The sequence below is a fragment of the Pseudomonas sp. HLG18 genome, from assembly GCF_051903985.1.
Classification (GTDB): Bacteria; Pseudomonadota; Gammaproteobacteria; order Pseudomonadales; family Pseudomonadaceae; genus Aquipseudomonas; species Aquipseudomonas fluorescens_BT.
On record NZ_CP195831.1, the window covers coordinates 1,199,893 to 1,216,726 of the forward strand.

The 16,834-nt window shown below is 57.2% G+C and carries 12 protein-coding genes; 2 read left to right on the forward strand and 10 right to left on the reverse strand.

The annotated features are described in order from the left end of the window. Nucleotides 1–22 precede the first annotated feature (22 nt). From ACSPX5_RS05545 to ACSPX5_RS05590, 10 genes are all read right to left on the reverse strand, one after another. Entirely contained in the window at nucleotides 23–409 is a 387-nt protein-coding gene (locus ACSPX5_RS05545; RefSeq protein ID WP_439821115.1) for a hypothetical protein, read from the reverse strand. A gap of 250 nt (nucleotides 410–659) precedes the next feature. Next, nucleotides 660–1,280, reverse strand: coding sequence for a hypothetical protein (locus ACSPX5_RS05550; RefSeq protein ID WP_439821116.1), 621 nt, complete (start codon nucleotides 1,278–1,280; stop codon nucleotides 660–662). A gap of 186 nt (nucleotides 1,281–1,466) precedes the next feature. Further along, nucleotides 1,467–1,862, reverse strand: a complete 396-nt coding sequence (locus ACSPX5_RS05555) for a hypothetical protein (RefSeq protein WP_221399339.1) — start codon at nucleotides 1,860–1,862, stop codon at nucleotides 1,467–1,469. Further along, the gene (locus tag ACSPX5_RS05560) at nucleotides 1,859–6,559 is read right to left on the reverse strand and encodes an RHS repeat-associated core domain-containing protein (protein WP_439821117.1); all 4,701 of its coding nucleotides are present in this window, start codon (nucleotides 6,557–6,559) and stop codon (nucleotides 1,859–1,861) included. Before ACSPX5_RS05560 ends, ACSPX5_RS05555 begins: the two co-directional genes overlap by 4 nt. Continuing rightward, the gene (locus ACSPX5_RS05565) at nucleotides 6,559–7,296 is read right to left on the reverse strand and encodes a DUF4123 domain-containing protein (protein ID WP_439821118.1); all 738 of its coding nucleotides are present in this window, start codon (nucleotides 7,294–7,296) and stop codon (nucleotides 6,559–6,561) included. Before ACSPX5_RS05565 ends, ACSPX5_RS05560 begins: the two co-directional genes overlap by 1 nt. Then, a complete protein-coding gene (gene tssI, locus ACSPX5_RS05570) occupies nucleotides 7,286–9,328 on the reverse strand; it encodes a type VI secretion system tip protein TssI/VgrG (RefSeq protein ID WP_439821119.1) in 2,043 nt (680 codons plus the stop codon). Before tssI ends, ACSPX5_RS05565 begins: the two co-directional genes overlap by 11 nt. Before the next feature lie 129 nt (nucleotides 9,329–9,457). Then, nucleotides 9,458–9,973: an Hcp family type VI secretion system effector gene (locus tag ACSPX5_RS05575; RefSeq protein ID WP_003226246.1), complete on the reverse strand. Its 516-nt coding sequence runs from the start codon at nucleotides 9,971–9,973 to the stop codon at nucleotides 9,458–9,460. A 320-nt stretch (nucleotides 9,974–10,293) separates the two neighbouring features. Beyond that, complete coding sequence (hglS, locus tag ACSPX5_RS05580) at nucleotides 10,294–11,664, reverse strand: 2-oxoadipate dioxygenase/decarboxylase HglS (RefSeq protein ID WP_439821120.1); 1,371 nt, start codon at nucleotides 11,662–11,664, stop codon at nucleotides 10,294–10,296. Nucleotides 11,665–11,776: 112 nt separating this feature from the next. Further along, nucleotides 11,777–12,715 carry an alpha/beta fold hydrolase gene (locus tag ACSPX5_RS05585; protein WP_439821121.1) on the reverse strand — a complete coding sequence of 313 codons (939 nt, stop codon included), beginning with the start codon at nucleotides 12,713–12,715 and terminating at the stop codon, nucleotides 11,777–11,779. A gap of 16 nt (nucleotides 12,716–12,731) precedes the next feature. After that, on the reverse strand, nucleotides 12,732–14,186 hold the full coding sequence (locus ACSPX5_RS05590) for a flavin-containing monooxygenase (RefSeq protein ID WP_439821122.1): 1,455 nt from the start codon (nucleotides 14,184–14,186) through the stop codon (nucleotides 12,732–12,734). A 190-nt stretch (nucleotides 14,187–14,376) separates the two neighbouring features. On the opposite strand from ACSPX5_RS05590, the gene ACSPX5_RS05595 reads away from it, so the two are divergent. Then, nucleotides 14,377–15,450 carry a diguanylate cyclase gene (locus ACSPX5_RS05595; protein WP_169429785.1) on the forward strand — a complete coding sequence of 358 codons (1,074 nt, stop codon included), beginning with the start codon at nucleotides 14,377–14,379 and terminating at the stop codon, nucleotides 15,448–15,450. Between the two features lie 84 nt (nucleotides 15,451–15,534). Next, nucleotides 15,535–16,770 (forward strand): M20/M25/M40 family metallo-hydrolase, encoded by a 1,236-nt coding sequence (locus ACSPX5_RS05600; protein ID WP_439821123.1) that lies wholly within the window; start codon nucleotides 15,535–15,537, stop codon nucleotides 16,768–16,770. Nucleotides 16,771–16,834: the final 64 nt, after the last annotated feature.

The window sequence follows — 16,834 nt, forward strand, 5'->3', positions numbered from 1 at the left end:
TTTTCTTTTTTCGATTTTGTGGTTATAGCGGATATTCACAGCGCCATGGTATAGTGAAAAGCTCTGGATCGATATCGAGTTTTTCAAGTAGAGCGTTGATCTCATCCTCGGAGTTCATGGGTTCTATTTTTTCGATAGTAATATCGCGGTCATCTATGCCGTCGCTTGTTTCAAGTGTTTCGGTAGGAATTGTAAATATTACAATCGCGTATCGGAAGCTTTTTGAATGGTGGATGAACTCGTAATATTGGTTTGGGTCGTTGGTGAAGGAGTACTTGTAAATGGCATAAACTGAAATCCATTTTCTTAATGATGGTTCATCGGATTTTAGCTCTTGCGCAATGTTGTCGTAGCCTGTCCCGTCAAGCCCATACCATACACTTCGTGGGATATATTTTTGCGCTGTCATTTTTGCCCATCGAACGGATTCGGCCAATAAATTCGGATGACTTTTCCATCTTTAGCAAAAAATAAATCTGTCCCCTTTGACTCTTTGACTCTTTGACTCTTTGACTCTTTGACTTTCATACTGATAGCTGTTCAACCCACCAGCAAGCTTGATCGGATCCGGAGTCAGAAACGCCCAGTCCCCTTTGGCTTGTCCCCTTTGGCTTCTTAAATAAAAAATGAATCTGCTCCCCGTTGTGATCGCGTGGTAATTATTTATTGTAAATTCGATAGCCAGCGTCAAAGTTGCTAATTGTATGAGTGTTGCTATATGTGGGGTCGAATAGGCCTGTGAGAGGTGGTTGAGTAGGTTTTTCTCTTGAATTTAGTTTTTCTAAAGATTTTTGAAGTTCGGGGTAGCTTTCTATGTATGTGTAGTCTGATGAGTTAAATTCAAGTGTTATAGTGCTGGGTGAAATGAATGCGAAGTTAATTAAAAGCTCCGGGTTCGAAAAGAGTCTTCCGCTGATGTCGTAGATCTTGTCTCCGGTGTTCAATTTTTGGCCGTAGCGTTCGTGGGTCAAATATCCGTGGTCTTGGTTTAATAGTCGTAATAATTTTTCGTAGCCTTTTATTGACTCAAAGGAAATACTGGCTCGTCTTATTACAAGGAAGCCGTCTTCGGTCATGTTCTCCAAAAAGTTTGAGTTCTGCCTGTTGATCGAGGCGATGACGGGCTCGTCGATTAAGTTAAGTACGAAGTTTGATAGATTAAGGTGAAATTTTTCCCGAGGGTTTTCGATGGGGGGGATGCTGATATAGCTTATGATCCCGCCTGCGTTATCGGAGTCGATCGCGCCAAAGCACTCTGTGATATCAATTGAAAAAATCATTTTGCTCTCTCGATAATAGCAAAAAATAAATCTGTCCCCTTTGATTCCTTGATTTAGTTCTATTTAAAGTTGCGCGCTGCTGGCTTTTTTTAGAAGGTTTTCAAGTTCTGGATAGAACGAGAAATAGATCTGTCCCCTTTGACTTTGGGTTTGAAAAGGAGACAGATTTGTCAATTTTTGTTGAGTTCAGTCTAGCGGGTACTCGCAGGTCCATGGGGGCGTAAATAGCTCGGGGTTTATGTTATTTTCATAAAGAAAAGAGTTTATTTCTTCCTCTGTTTCCATGGTTTTGCACTTTGTGATTGTTGTGTCGTTGGCGCCAATGCTGTCTCTTGTTTCGAGAAAGTGGATTGGGAGAGTGAATTCTATAATGACGTATTTAGAATTTTTTGCATCCTCTAGAAACTTGTAGTAACTCTCTCCAGGGTATCTATTTTCAAAGTTTAAATGATAAACAGCATAGATTGCGATCCACTTTCTAAGTGACTCATCCTGCGAAGGTAGTTCCTGCGCAATCTCTGTATATGATTTTGCCTCCAAACCCCACCAAACTTTTCTAGGGATAGTCTTCTGGGTGCTCATTTTTGTCCTTCAAATTGGTTTGGCCAATAGATTCTTATAACTTCCCCTTTCACAGGGTGAAGCTGCAAATGTGGATGATCACCATGTGGGTCGCTCGGGTCGTGGTTCGCCATTGTGACCTTTCTTGTCTTAATGTCTGAAACCGGTGTGTCATCCCAGTGATAGTATTTTTCGGGTTCTTTTGTTTTTCTAAAATGCGTTTTGGCAGTCGCGGAGTTGAATTCTTCGGCGTTTCTATATCCTTGGCCTACATATTTCCCTAAAAATAGCTCTTCAGCTTCAGCTCTGCTGTTCACGGTGACGGAGGTAGCACCTCGATCAAGTGCGTCTGATGCCCTTTTTACAGAACCATTCGACCACGGGATATCGGGTGCCGAAGGTTCTTTCGTATCGACTCGCGCCTTCTCTGTTGGTGCAGTTGGGTTTCCTTGACCATCTCCATCTGGTGGGCATCCATTCAAACCCAACGGATCCACCCACCCCGTGGGGTTAGGCACGTACTGGTAGTTATTCAACCCACCCGCAAGCTTGATCGGATCCGGAGTCAGAAAACGCCCAGTCCCCGGATTGTAGTAGCGATGACGGTTGTAGTGTAGGCCCGTCTCTGCGTCGAAATACTGACCCTGGAAGCGCAACGGGTTGTCGATTTCGCTGACGTCCAGCGCCGCGAGGTTGCCGTAGGCGCGGTACTTCGCGGACCACATGATCTCGCCACTGTAGTCGGTGAGTTCCTGCGGTGTGCCCAGATGATCGAGCTGGTAGTAGAACGGCGTTGCCTTACGCGGGCCTTCGCCGTCGAGCATGGCCAGCGGGCGGAAGCTGCCGGGTTCGTAGATGTAGGTGCGGTAACGGTTGTCGCCACTTTCGGCGATCAGGCGTTCGCCTTGCCACAAGAATTCGGTGGTATGGCCATCGACAGTTTTCTCGATGCGGCGACCGAAAGCGTCGTACTTGTAGGACGCGGTTCTGCCACCCGGCAGGATCGCGCCGATCAGTCGATGCTGGCAGTCGTAGCGATATTCGGTGACGAGCTTCTGCCCGGTGCCGCGACGTTCGCGAATCAGGTTGCCATACGCGTCGTAGTCGTAGTGGCGGTCGCCCTGCATCAGCAGACGGTTGCCTTTGACGTTGGCGAGGTTGGCTGTACCTTCGTTGTTCTGGCCGAGCAGGTTACCGGCCGGGTCGTGGGCGAAGGTTTCCGGTGTCGCGCCACGTACGCTGGTCAAGCGGTCCAGCGGGTCGTAGTGGAAGCTGCGGTTGCCCTTGCGGCTGTCGTCGATGCCGGCGAGGTTGCCGTTTGCGTCGTAGTTGTAGCGGCGCTGGAACAGGTTTTTGTCACGCTGGCTGACACTGTGCGCTTGCAGGCGACCTTGTTCGTCGTATTGGTACTGGCTGAGCAGCAGACCTTGCTGGCGCTGTTGTTCGCGACCACCGCTGAACTGGTGAGACGTCAGGCGCGAGCCATTGAGATCGATGCCGCTGAGCATACCGCCGGGCTGGTGGCGGTAATCGAGTTTGCTGCCATCGGGCAAGCGACAGTGCTTGAGCTGGCCGACGCTGTCGTACTCATAGCGCAAGGTGCCCCAGCCCTGGTGTTCGGTGACGAGGCGATCTTGCAGGTCGTATTCGTAGGCGAGCGGCCAGTGTCCGTCGTCGACGTTGACCAGGCGACCGAGGGCATCGTAGCTGTAGTGGATTTCTTCGCTGTCGGGAAGTGTCTTCACCAGAAGCCTGCCTGCGGCGTCGCGTTGGTATTCAGTCACCAACTCGCTGCCGTCATCGCCGAATTCGGTTTTCTTCAGCAACTGGCCATTGAGGTCGTATTCGTACGCAGTGCGACGACCGTCGAAGCCGGTTTCCTGCTGGATCAGGCCGTTGGCGTAGTAGTCGAGGTTGTAGTGCTCGCCGCGCTCGTTTTCGATTTGGGTCAGCAGCAAGCGCGAGTTGTCGTAGCGGTAGCGCAGTTGGCTACCGTCAGGATTGATGCGACGGCTGACAAGGTGCAGGTTGTCGGCATATTCGTACCGGGTGACGCGGCCGAGTTCGTCGCGTTCGGCAGTGACTTTGCCGTAGGCGTTGTAGGTGAACGCGCGTGTTGCACCGCCCGGCAGGGTAATTTGTGCAAGTCGGTTGGCGGTATCCCATTGGTACTGGGTGATGGCCCCGGACTCTTCTTGCCGAGTAATCTGCCGACCCAACGCGTCGTAGCGATATTTGCGTTGACCACCGTCGGGCAGGCGTTCTTCAAGCAATTGACCGAGGTTGTTCCAGCCCAGTTGGTGGCGGCTGCCATCCGGGTGACGGATCTCCAGCAAACGTCCTTGACGGTCGTAGCTGTAAAACGTCGAATTTCCGTCCGGGTCGATTTGCTGGGTAACATCGCCCTGTCTGTTGCGTTGATACTTCCAGCTGGCTTTGCCGCGATGAACATCGCTGACGAAACCGTTGCTGTACTCGTAGGTGATGGCCTCATCTTCAGGAGGGATTACGGCGATCATCAATCCATTGTCGTCGTACCGGTATTCGGTCACGGCGCCGAGAGGATCCTTTTCCGCGACTAATTGTCCTTTGTCGTTATAGGCCTTGAGGTGCTCGGCACCATCCGGATCGATCTTACTGATCAGTCGTGCCTGGTCGTCGTGGGTGTAGACCTCTTCGCTGCCATCGGCGTTGGTAACGGTCACGCTGCCTTTGTCATCCCAGGCGTAGTGCGCGTCCATCTGCGAGAAGTTTGCCCAGTGGTGGATGCATCGAGCCAGTTTGCCTTCGTTCTCCCACTCCCAGAAGAAGCTCGCGCCGCCGGCCAGTTGCCGTTCCAGAATCACATGTTGATCGTTGTAGCGATAACGCTCGGCTTCCCCGGCAGCGTTCTGTGCTTCGATCAACCGGTGTTGCGCGTCATAGGTGTAGGTGACCAGCGTCTGGACTGTGTTCCAGGCATCCTCAAGATTGTCTGCTGGAAGAAACTGCTGATAGTCGACCGCGACAATGTGTTTGCGGTCGTAGCGTAAAAGCAGGGCACGACCTGCGCCGTTGTCGAGGCGTTTGATGCGCCCGTGGATGTCCCGTGTGATGTGCAGGCGATTGCCATAGCTGTCGCTGATGGCGATCAGAGTTGCGCCTTTGCTGTTGAAACGGAAGTGATAGAACGAAGGACGCTTGCCGGCTTGGGCCAGTACCAGTTCTGACGGGTCATCGCCGAGGAAAATGGCTGCACGCGAGAGGCTGTTGGTGATCGCCGGGCGCTGTTCGCTTGGAAGCGGGAACGGTGTGGAACGGTTTTCGTGGTCGGTCCAGATGACTTCATCGCCCACGATTTCGATGCGATGGGCAAGGGCGTGACTCCACCCGTATCCCAAGCCACAGTCGATTTCCACGGCGCTGGTTCTGTACAGGCGTGTCCATTCAAACGGCAGCAAGCCGTCAAGTTGGCCATCTGTCAGCGTCAGTAGTTCTTCGCCGGTGACCATCGACACCGGGCATCCGTTGGTACACGTCCCCGAGGCCGGTTCGGCGCTCTTTTCCGCAGGCGTCTTTGCCTGTTTTGAAGCGTCATCACCGACTTCGCCTTTACCCAGCCTTGCGTTCTTTTTTCCGTCGAATCGCAGCTGAGAGACGCCGTTTCTCACCTTTGCCGTCACCCCACGCGCCGCAACAGCGGTGTATTTCGCGACATACTCCATAAAGCCATTGATGATCTTGAACAACGATTTCACGAAGCTGGTGACAGCGTTGATGACAAGCTCGCCGTACTTCTTCAGTCGGGCGGCGAGGTAGATAACCCCTGTGCCTTCAGCTGCAATCGTCAGTACCACGCCAATCACGATGTCGATCGCGATGCCGACGACAATGGCCGTGGTCATCTTCGCAACGTCGCCGGCCATCTTCATTGGCGGCAAGCCAGCCAGCCAGATCACGGCACTGCGTACCAGCAGGAACAAAGCGGCCTCGTCGCTGGCCAGCAACATGGCTTTTTTCATGATGTCTGGCGAGCTTTGGGCGACTTTGATCAGGTCCTGGACGCCGGCACCGAGATCATTCGCGAACTTCTTGGGGTCTTGCAGAATGTCGAGCACCAGACTAATGCCATCCCACACGCCTTTGATGGCTTCCCAGCCACCTTCAAGAATGCCGTTGCCGATCGCCATCGCAGTGCCTGAAGCCGACAGGTTCGACCATTGCGGCTTGAACCCGGCCCACTCCTTGCGCAGGAAACCTTCGAGGTCTGCTGTCACGCCGCTGTAGGAGCTGAACAGAGCGTCGATCTGCGCGGGTGTCACTTCGTTATGAACACGGATTTTGTAGAACTTGCCGGGAATCCCACCGGTCCAGCTGGCTTTGCCTTGTTGATCGAGTTTGACCTTGCTGACTGCACCACCTTCAACAGCGACGATCTCGACTTCGATATCGCCTACAGGGATGTCATAAACCGATTCGAACTTGCTCTCGATCAGCAGCGGTCCCTTCAACGGGCACTGAGCCACGTTCGAAGTGAAGTCGCCGTCGGTCATGCTCACCGATTTGCTGGTGTTGCCAACCTTGATGACTCGCTCCATGCCCAGCAGGGAAGGGAGGTCAGCCGCTCGGCTGGCTTTGTCCGCGACGTTGGCGTACCAGGTTTTGGTCTGTTCCTGATACAGCTTCAGACTGTCCTTGAAGGTGTTCAGTTGGTTGTCAACAAAGGCAACGCGATCCATCAGCCTTGCTCCAGAATCAGGTGGTTTAACAGTGCTTCTTTAAGGTTGTCCGGAGCATCCGGGCGACGCACGAAACGGGTGATTTTCAGTTTCAGGTTGTTCTCGGGCCACGCGCTGTAGAGGTCCGGCCGTGCTTCTTCGAGCCACTGCATCAAATTGCCGACAAGCGTCGTGTGATCCTCTTTCGCCAACTGATCCAGCAACTTCTTTGGCACCTCCCACCACGGCCAATCCCTCACCTTCGGCACCACCCTCGACCCGACTTCCAGGCTCCGTCCATTAATCAGATACCGCTCAAACACCGGCAGCACTTCCCCAGCCGTCTCACCCAACCCTTCCAGAATCGGATAGATATGCCGCCCATCCCAGAACCGGAAAAACACTTCGGTCCCGTCCGGCATTTTCACTTGGGTCAGGCTGCGCAGGTGTTCGAAGACTTCGTTGGGTTCCGAGCGGGAGATCGCCAGCCAGCCCCAGTCGAGGGCGTCGGTTTCGGTGATCCAGGGCAGGAAGGCCGAGTTGGCCTTGAGTTCGGCGACGTAAGGCATCACCGGTTGCCAGGTGGAGTAGGGCGTCCCGCCCCAGACGGGAATGGCCTGCACGGACGGTTCACTCTGATACAAAGCCTTGAGCGCTTCGGCATCACTGGCGGCGCTGACGATCAAATACAGACGCTCATCTTTTTGCAGCGGCTGTTGTGCCAGCCAATCCTTGGGTGTCAGTCGATTAGATGGCACAAGCACCTGCCTTGCATTTTTCACACTCTTCACAAAACGGCGCATTACGCTTGAGGGTGTTGATCTGCGCCGGGGTCAGCACGGCGCCAGCCTTGTCGGCATCCGCCTGCTTCAGCACGCCCGGCATCAACGGCGCCGCCCCCGTGCCGCTCCCCGGCCCACCACCGGAGTTGATGTTGATTGCCGGCCCGCTCATGGTCACGCCGCCGCCATCGATCTTGATGAAGCTGCCACCGCCGACCAGCGTCAGTTCGGCCCCAGCCTCCAGCACCACTTTCATTCCGCTGCTCAGGTGAATTTCCTGGCCAGCGTCGATGAATTGCCCGGTGCCAATCTTGATGTGCTGGTTCACGCCCACGGTCAGGTGGTCGTTGGCCCGTGCTTCGACTTTGCGGTCTGCGTAAACCGTGTGGTGTTCTTCGGCCTTGAATTCCGTGTAGCTGTTCTTTTCCACGACGTCGTGGCGTTCGTTGCCGACGCGGATTTTCTGGTCGTGTTCGATGTTTTCGTCCCAGTCGCGCTGGGCGTGGAGGAAGATCTGTTCCTGACCTTTCTTGTCTTCGATGCGCAGTTCGTTGAAGCCACCGCCGCCCATGGAACTCAGGGTTTTGAAGGTGGTGCGGGTCTTGTTCGCCGGCAGGGCGTAGGGGACGGTGTTTTCCTTGTGGTACAGGCAGCCGCTGATCAGCGGCTGGTCGGGGTCGCCTTCGAGGAAGGTGACCAGCACTTCCATGCCGATGCGCGGGATGGCGATGCCGCCGTACTGGGCGCCGGCCCAGGCGGAAGACACGCGCAGCCAGCAACTGGTCTTGTCGTCCGCCTGACCTTCACGATCCCAGTGGAACTGGACTTTGACGCGACCGTATTCGTCGCAGTGGATTTCTTCACCTTTCGGGCCGGTGACCACGGCGCTCTGGCTGCCGAGGATGCGCGGTTTCGGGTGGCGCAGGGGCGGGCGGTTCGGCACGTCCCACGGGGTGGCCTGGAAGCGGTTGCGGTAGCCCTGATGGAAATCGTCTTTCAGCGCGGTGGTGTCACTGGTGACCGACTCTTCCAGCACCTGCGGCTGCTTGCCTTCGTGCAGGACTTCGGTGAGCAGCCACAGGTCATTCCACTTGGGCTTAGGGTGTTCTTTCAGCGCGAGGAAATGGCCGCTGACCAACAGCGGCTGATCGCTCTTGCCTTCGGCGAGCTGGAAGTCGCTGCGGTGGCGTTCGAGGGCGCGTTTGGCCAGGTGCTTGCCGCGTTCTCGGTCGACGAAACGGCCCGGGTAATCGTAGTCCTCGAGGTCGGGCAGGGCGTCGCCACGGTTTTCGCTTTCGAGGGTGATGCGCGGTTTTTCGAAGTCGTAATCGCGGCGGGTGGTGCGGCTGGTGCGGGTTTCCAGGCGCAGGTCGAAGCGCTTGATCACCGGGTCGCTGGCGACCATGCCGGAGTCCTGCTGATAGGCCACCGGCGCCAGTTTCTTAAACACCGTCTGGTCGTCGCCGAACACCAGCTTGTGGCCCGTGGCGCTGTGCTGGAAGTGGTAGTGAATGCCTTCTTCTTCGCACAGGCGCTGGATGAAATGCAGATCCGATTCGTCGTACTGCACGCAGTAGATGCGCTCGGGGTAGATCGAGCCGGTCTGGAAGGTGTAGGCGTTGCCCTGAATGCCGTGTTCTTCGAGGACCTTGCCGATGATTTTCGGCACGCTGAGGTTCTGGAAGATCCGCTGGTTGATTCGGTGCGCGAGGTACGCCAGTTGCGGGCGCAGGGTCACGGAGTAGCGCGTCAGGCGCTTGCCGGAATCGCCTTGCGCGGCGCGGTAGATCAGGCCGTGGATGCCGCTGCCGTCGGGCGACAGCTGCAAAAAGGCCGGTTTGTGCAGCAGGGTTTCGAGGTCCAGCGACGGCTGCTCACTGACCAGCTCCACCTCGAATACGAAAGGCTGGCTGACGGCTTCCCGACCGGTGAGGGTAAACACCTGGAAATCGGCGGAAAGACCTTCGATGGTCAGGGCAAAGTGGGTTTCATTGGCCGGCGCGAACATCCCTTGTTCCTCGTGCTGCATACGGCGTGTGTCGACGACCGCCAGGCGGATCAACGCACGCGAAATTCTGGAGGGCGTAAACAACATCGACCAGCAGAGCTGGCCGATGCTTGCAACGATCAGCCGTAATTAAACGACTGGAGCACGCCAGTCATCGGAACCCGAAGTACCGGATACTTCGTGGGTCCAGGTGATTTTGCGGTAGGTGAACTGCACTTCTTCCAGGTGGGTGAAGTGCGAGTTGCCTGGATCCTGGCAGTTGTGCATTTTGTTGTTGATGGCGACGATGATCGCGTCTTCCAGTTTGGTGGTGTAGTAGTGCTCTTGGGTACCTTGAGCCGAAGTGCGGTACCACTGGATAACGATTTCGCTCATGCGCTCGCCGGAGGTCAGAGCAGCTTGCAGCAGTGGCGAAGCCTTGTCGTAGACCTTGGTGATGATCACTGGCTTGTGAACGCGCTGACCGGTTGGCTGACCGGATTGCGGGTCACGCGGGATGATCACGTCGTGGCTGAACGCCTGAACCATGACCTGGTCTTCGTGACCTTCCTGGTAGGTGTTGCCAACGGAGTCGGCGGTGAAGGCGCCGGCAGTGATCAGGCCTTGTTTTTCGCCGGTAACCGACATGTACGCTGGTGTTGCCATGGGATGCTCTCCTTGCGGATAAAGTTAGGGTGCCCGGGAGGCGAAATCGCCCGGTGGGTGCCTGACTGTTATCAAGGAGCGTGCCAGCTTTTGCCACGTCCCCGGGAGCCGGGGAGTTGACCGCTCTGGATCGCGGCTTTGAGCGTTTTTTGATCAGCTCGGTAGCTCGAAGTGCGCAAGAAGTTGCGCAGTACTGCGCAACTTCTTGCGCACTTGGTTGTAGGCCTTGATACACAAGGCCTACAGCGGTTCGAGAGGCCTTTTTATTACCAGCAACTGCGCAACTTCTTGCGCAGTATGGCCAAAGGCCGCATTGCCGCTTATCGAGTCAGCGCCGTGAGGCATTCTTCAATCGAACGACGCTGTGTTTCGGCATAGAGCCCCAACTCATCAATGGTCGAACGCCCCAAGGCCAACTCGAACGCCTGTCGATTGGAATGCTCGCCATAGTGCGTCTGCGCCGCATCCCCCAGGTTCGACTGAAAAATCCCTGCCGCACTGACCGGCAGGAAATCTTCGTACACCAGCGGTTCGGCTTTCACATAGCCGTCGCGTAATAACCCTTGCAGCGTTACTTCAGCGGGACGACTTCCTTTGCCTGTCAGGAAATAGCGGAAATACGCCAATTCCTGTTCGCGCATGCCATCGAGGCTGTCAGGGAATTCGCTGAAGTGTTGGGTCATCAGCGCGTTGTAGCGTGAGGCATTGGCTTCGTTGGGGAAGTCACCCAACTCATCTCGCGCAGCATTCAGCAGACGGTCGTATAACGCCCGGCCCTTGGGTGTCAGCGCCGCACCTCGTTGTTCGATCTCGCCGAAGCGAGCACTGTGGCTGCCTCGGGTTTCTGTCTGGTCAGTGAAGGCGATCGGCTCGTCCAGCGCCTTGAAACTGGTCTGACGCAACAGGATCGGGTGTTGCCGACGCGGCGGCCCTTCGATCACCGCTTTTGGCGTGATGCCATGCAGCGGCATCTGCGCCTGAACGATGTCGATGTCCAGCGTGCGCGGGGTCAGGTGGTTGATGTGCGGGCCCTTGAAGGCCACGACATCGGCGATCAGACGATGCTGAGCGCTGAGGGTCTGGTATTGCGCGGCGGTGACGGTGGCGCTGTGGTGCCAGCGAAAAGTCTCCAGCGCTTGCAGGACAAATTCCCCGGCTTCGGACTCAGTCAGTCCGCCAGCGGCTTCGGCCTGCTCGATCAGGCGCAACGCTGTCGGGGTGAAGATCGAACGCTGATCCAACACTGATTGAGCGAAGGCTCGCAGTTCGGGGTCTTCAATCAATTCCAGTCGCAGCAACGAAGTGAACACCCGGAACGGGCTGACCTGCAGCGCATTTTCATGCACCGCACGGAACGCCGTGGAATGTACCGGCACGCCGGCGGGTGTCAGGTCGTAATAACCCACAGGCTGCATGCCCATCACGGCGAACAGGCGGGCGAGGGTGGCCAGTTCGGTGGCAGTGCCGACGCGGATTGCACCGTGGCGTTCCATGTCCAGCCGTTCGATTTCGCCGGTGCTGTGCAACTGACTGGCGATCTGCGGCTCGCGTGCCAGCACTTCGCGGTTGGTCTGCTCCACCAGTTCCATCAGTGCGCCATACAGCGGCACTTCTTCGCGGTACATATCGGACATCGCTTTGGAGAAGCGTTGGCGGATCAGGTCGGGGCTGACGAACGGCTGCACGGTCATGAAAAAAAATTCCTGGCACGGTCACGTAAAGGATGGAGGAAAAGATCGCAGCCTTCGCCGACGCGGGCAAACGAAGAATCCTACGAACTTCATTCTGCCAACGACTGACCGTTTACCTGTCCTCGCGTGAGTTTTCTCCCAGGAACTCCCGATACAAACGTGCCGTGTTCGACGGCTGCTCGACCATCGGCATGTGCCCGACACCGTCCCACACATCCACCCGCAGATTGGCGATGCCCTTGCTCCACACCGGCACGCTGCTGACATCGATCAACCGATCCTTGCGACCCCAGAGCAACAGCGCCGGGCATTTGATGTCCGGCAGCTTTGGTTCCATCGGCGGGCTGGCGCGGAAGTCCCGGAAGATCTCTTCCAGTTCGTCCCGTTGCTGTTCATAGCGTTGGGCAATGGCATCGAGCACCAGTCCGGGTACCCAGGGCGGTGAGGCCATGGTCATCGCATAGAAGTGTCGGAATTCTTCCCGGGAATTGATCAGGAACGGATTGTGCCCACGAGCCAGGTGACGCTCCATGTCGCTGGCTTCTGGTGCGGTGACGCCGGCCGGGTCGATCAGCGCCACCGAAGCGATGCGATCCGGATAAGTCGCCGCCAGCCACGCGGCGATGTAACCGCCCATGGAGTTGCCGATAACGTGGACTTTCTCTACCCCGCAGACGTCGAGCAGCTGAATCATGCGTTTGGCCTGAACCGGAATGTCGTAGCCGCCACCGGCCTTGAAGCCGGTTTCGCCGTGACCGGCCAAGTCCGGGATGATCACCCGATACTGGCTGACAAAGTGCCGGGCAAAACGCAGCCACAGGTTCTTTTCGGCACTGTAGCCGTGCAGCATCAGAATGCTGCTCGACGCTTCATAGGGCCCGCCTTGCCAGGTCGACACGGTCATTTCGGCGATGGGCACTTCGATCTTGTGCAACCGGTAAAGCCTGGCCTCCAGGGCCGCGCTCAGGTCGTAGAGCCAGTGACCGACCGCCGGGTAACTCAACCAGCTCCAGGCCACGAAAACTGCGAGGGCGACAAACAGCAAAAGCATCGTGGGTCTTCCTTGTTCAAGACAGAATGTGGTCGGCCGGTTTCAGCGCCCGGGTCAACCGGTGGTAGCTGAAACTGAAGCCGGGAAACATCGCGATCACATGACCGCTCTTGCTTTGATACCAACTGTGGCAGCCGCCGGTTTTCCAGACCGTGCGCTCCATCTCCCGGTGAATCATTTGAGTGTAGGTACGTTCTGCTTCGGGGCGAACTTCGATGCTGCGCAGACCTTTGGCCTGCACGGTGCGGATACAGTCGAGGATGTAGTTCATCTGCGATTCGATGATGAACAATGCCGAGGTGTGACCGATGCCGGTGTTCGGCCCGGTGACGATAAACAGATTGGGAAAGTCCGGCAGGCTGGTGCCGAGGTAGGCGCGTGGATACTGCGCCCAGACATCGCGCAGTTTTACGCCGTTTTTTCCGCTGACCGGGTAGGAAATCACGCCGTCGGTGGCGTCGTAACCGGTCGACCAGACGATCAGATCGACGTCGATGTGCTGGCCATCCGTGGTGAGAATGCCGGTTTCGTCGAGGGCGGCGATACCTTGTTCGCGGCTGTGCAAGGTGACATTGGGCCGGGTAAGCGCCGGATAATAGGTGCTGGAGACCAATACCCTTTTGCAGCCGATGGTGAAGTCCGGTGTGAGTTTTTTCCGCAACTCGGGGTCAGCCACCTGGCGTTTGAGAAACTTCAGGGCGTGTCGCTGCACCATGTGAATCGCCGGTTTCGAGTATTTGAAGGCGATGACCCGGGTTTCGAATTGCCAATAGATCATCCAGCGCAGCAGTTTGTAGGCCGGTTTCAGACCCAGCAACCAGCGCTGGAACCGCCCGAATGTCCGGTCGGCCCGGGGCAGCACCCAGTGCGCGGTGCGCTGAAATACGTGCAATTCGGCGACCTCGGGTGCAATCGCGGGAATCACCTGAGCCGCACTGGCGCCGCTGCCGACAATTGCCACGCGTTTAGCGTGATAGTCGTAACTGTGATCCCAATTGTTTGTATGAAAAATCTTGCCCTTGAAGCGATCCTGACCGGGGAAGTCTGGGATAACCGGTTGGCTCAACGGCCCGGTGGCATTGATCAGGAACTGCGCATAAAAAATGCCTTTGGTGCCAGTGTGTACAGCCCAGCGTTTTTCGGTGTCATCCCACTCGACCCGCTCGACGTTGGCCTCCAGTTCCACCCGATCGCGCAGGCCGAAACGCTCGATGACGTGTTCGGTGTAGCGTTGCAGTTCGGCCTGTTCGGCGAACATCTGCGTCCAGGGGTAGGGCGCAAACGAAAGGGAATACAGGGGCGACGGCACGTCCACCGCCGCGCCGGGGTAGGTGTTCTGGCACCAGGTGCCGCCGAAAAAGTCCCGCCGCTCCAGCAAGCGAAAATCGTCGATGCCGGCCTTGAGCAAATTGACCGCCGCGCACTGGCCGCCAAACCCGCTGCCGATGATCACCACTTGATAGGTCTGCATGGGCCTCCTTCTTAGAGTCTTTTTTCCATTTTCTTCCTTTCATGTATAGCCAATCATTTGCTCGCCGTGTGGTGCTGATGACGGGGTATTCGGCCCGCTGGCCGGTGATGGCTATTTGACGTTGCCCTGATAGACTCCCAATACATCGGGTCTGCGGTCTGCGCAGTGCCGTCGAGTGGTCGAGGCCCCTATGGGAAGAACGGGAGGAAAGGGACTTTCACTGGCCAGGAGGCTCTATACATCGCGAATCCTCGGGCTGGTTCTGGGGCTTCTGTGCGTGAGCGTCGCGATGTATCCACTTGATCCGCCGGCCTGGGTCTGGGCGGTGATGCTGTTCAACGGACTGGTCTGGCCGCATCTGGCGTTTCAATGGGCCCGACGGGCGCGGGTGCCTTATCACGCCGAGCACCGCAATTTGCTGATCGACGCCTTTCTCGGTGGCTTCTGGGTCGCCGCCATGCACTTCAATCCCTTGCCCAGTGCCACGACCATTTCGATGATGGCGATGAACAACGTCGCCATCGGCGGCCTGCGCTTTCTGCTGGCCGGGGCGGCGGCGCAGTTGCTCGGGGTTGGCGTCGGGCTGGTGGTATTTGCCCCCGCGTTCATCCCGATGACCACGTCGGCACAGCTTTATGCCTGTCTGCCACTGTTGATGCTGTATCCGTTGGCGCTCGGCTGGATCTGCTTTCGCCAGGCCTACACCCTCGGCTTGCATAAACGTGAACTCCTGGCCCTGAGCCGCACCGACAGCCTCACCGGACTGCTCAACCACGGCGCCTGGAAGGATCAACTGGAAATCGAATTCCAGCGCTGCAAACGCCAGCAGACAGGCGCAGCGATTGCGCTGATCGACATCGACCACTTCAAGGCGATCAACGACACCTACGGCCATGTGGCCGGCGATATCGTCCTGCGGCAGTTGAGCAAAATGCTCAAGCAGAACCTGCGCATGGCGGATGTGGCGGGGCGTTATGGCGGCGACGAGTTTTGCGTGATCCTGCCGGACCTGCCGCTGTTCAATGCCGCGCAGGCGATGGAGGCGTTGCGTGAGCGTTTTTCCTTTCTGGTGTACGAACAGAACCCGGCGCTGAAAGTCAGCCTGAGCATTGGCCTGGCGGCGCTCGATCCGGCTCACGGTGATGCAATGCGCTGGCTCAATGACGCTGATGAGGCACTCTACGAAGCCAAGGCCAGCGGGCGCAACCGGGTGATCTGCTGCAACGATGACAAGCCGCGGCGCGAGGTATTCGATTCGGTTTGAACGGAATGGGTGTCGCATCCGGGATAGAGCCTTGGGGCGATGTCAGGTACGGTTCAGTACCCGACACGAAACAAGGATTGATTCATGACGTTCAATTTCCCTCGTTCCCTGCTGGCCGCCGGTCTCGGCCTGAGCCTCTCTTTCGCCACCGCTGGCGCGTTCGCTGAACCGCACAAGCAGGTGCTGGCCGACGCCGAGCAATACAAACCCGAAGCCCTGAAACTGCTCGAGCGCCTGGTCAATATCGATTCCGGTTCCGGCTATGAGCCGGGGCTCAAGCAAGTCAGCGAAATCGCCATCGATGAGTTGAAAAAGCTCGGTGCCACCATCGAACTGGTGCCCAATACGCCGGAAAAAACCAACCACGTGCTCGCCACGCTCAAAGGCACCGGCAAGACAAAAATCCTGCTGATGGCGCACATGGACACGGTGTTCAAGGAAGGCTCCGCTGCTGAGCGACCGTTCCACATCAAGGACGGCCGCGCCTACGGGCCGGGGGTGATGGACGACAAGGGCGGGATCGTCGCCGGCATCTATGCGCTGAAAATCCTGAAGAACCTCGACTTCAAGGACTACGCGCAAATCACGTTCCTGCTCGATGCCAGCGAAGAAACCGGCTCGGACGTTGCCACCGACCTGATCAAGAAAACCGCCAAGCTCCACGACGTCACCCTCAACCTCGAACCGGGCCGTCCGGCCGATGGTCTGGTGGTGTGGCGCAAGGGCAGCGCCACCGCGCTGGTCGAGGTCAAGGGCAAGGCTGCTCACGCCGGCGTCGCGCCGGAACTGGGGCGCAACGCGGCGATGGAGGCGGCGCACCAGATCCTGCAACTGGGCAAGCTCGGCGACGAAGCGAAGAAAACCACGATCAATTTCACCGTGCTCAAGGCTGGCGACCGCACCAACGTGATCCCGGATCAGGCTACCGCCAAGGCTGATGTACGGGCGGCGGTGCCGGAGGAGTTCGACCGGATCGAGAAGGATCTGGCGCGGGTGTCGCAGGACAAACTGATTCCTGACACCGAAGTGAAGACTTCATTGCAGCGCGGCTTGCCGCCGATGCCACAGACGGCGGAGTCAGACCGTTTGATGGCGATGGCTCAGGGGATTTACGGTGAAATTGGTCGCAAGTTGACCGAAGAAGGTAGCGGCGGGGCGGCGGATGCGAGTCTGTCGGCCGGGGTTGGGACGCCGACGCTGGACGGGTTCGGGATTGTCGGCGGCAACATTCATACGCCGGAGGAATACGCGGAGGTGGAGAGCGTGGCGCCGCGGATTTATCTGTTGTCGCGGATGATCATGGAGTTGGCGAAACGGTAATGGCAGGCAGCGGTTTCGCGGCGGGCGCCACGCGAGTGGACTCGTAATGGCGTCGGGCCGCTCT

Coding starts and splice junctions, on each gene's coding strand:
- ACSPX5_RS05545 (WP_439821115.1), bottom strand. CDS start 409: ATGACAGCGCAAAAATATATCCCACGAAGTGTATGGTATGGGCTTGAC.
- ACSPX5_RS05550 (WP_439821116.1), bottom strand. CDS start 1,280: ATGATTTTTTCAATTGATATCACAGAGTGCTTTGGCGCGATCGACTCC.
- ACSPX5_RS05555 (WP_221399339.1), bottom strand. CDS start 1,862: ATGAGCACCCAGAAGACTATCCCTAGAAAAGTTTGGTGGGGTTTGGAG.
- ACSPX5_RS05560 (WP_439821117.1), bottom strand. CDS start 6,559: ATGGATCGCGTTGCCTTTGTTGACAACCAACTGAACACCTTCAAGGAC.
- tssI (WP_439821119.1), bottom strand. CDS start 9,328: ATGTTCGCGCCGGCCAATGAAACCCACTTTGCCCTGACCATCGAAGGT.
- ACSPX5_RS05575 (WP_003226246.1), bottom strand. CDS start 9,973: ATGGCAACACCAGCGTACATGTCGGTTACCGGCGAAAAACAAGGCCTG.
- hglS (WP_439821120.1), bottom strand. CDS start 11,664: ATGACCGTGCAGCCGTTCGTCAGCCCCGACCTGATCCGCCAACGCTTC.
- ACSPX5_RS05585 (WP_439821121.1), bottom strand. CDS start 12,715: ATGCTTTTGCTGTTTGTCGCCCTCGCAGTTTTCGTGGCCTGGAGCTGG.
- ACSPX5_RS05590 (WP_439821122.1), bottom strand. CDS start 14,186: ATGCAGACCTATCAAGTGGTGATCATCGGCAGCGGGTTTGGCGGCCAG.
- ACSPX5_RS05595 (WP_169429785.1), top strand. CDS start 14,377: ATGGGAAGAACGGGAGGAAAGGGACTTTCACTGGCCAGGAGGCTCTAT.
- ACSPX5_RS05600 (WP_439821123.1), top strand. CDS start 15,535: ATGACGTTCAATTTCCCTCGTTCCCTGCTGGCCGCCGGTCTCGGCCTG.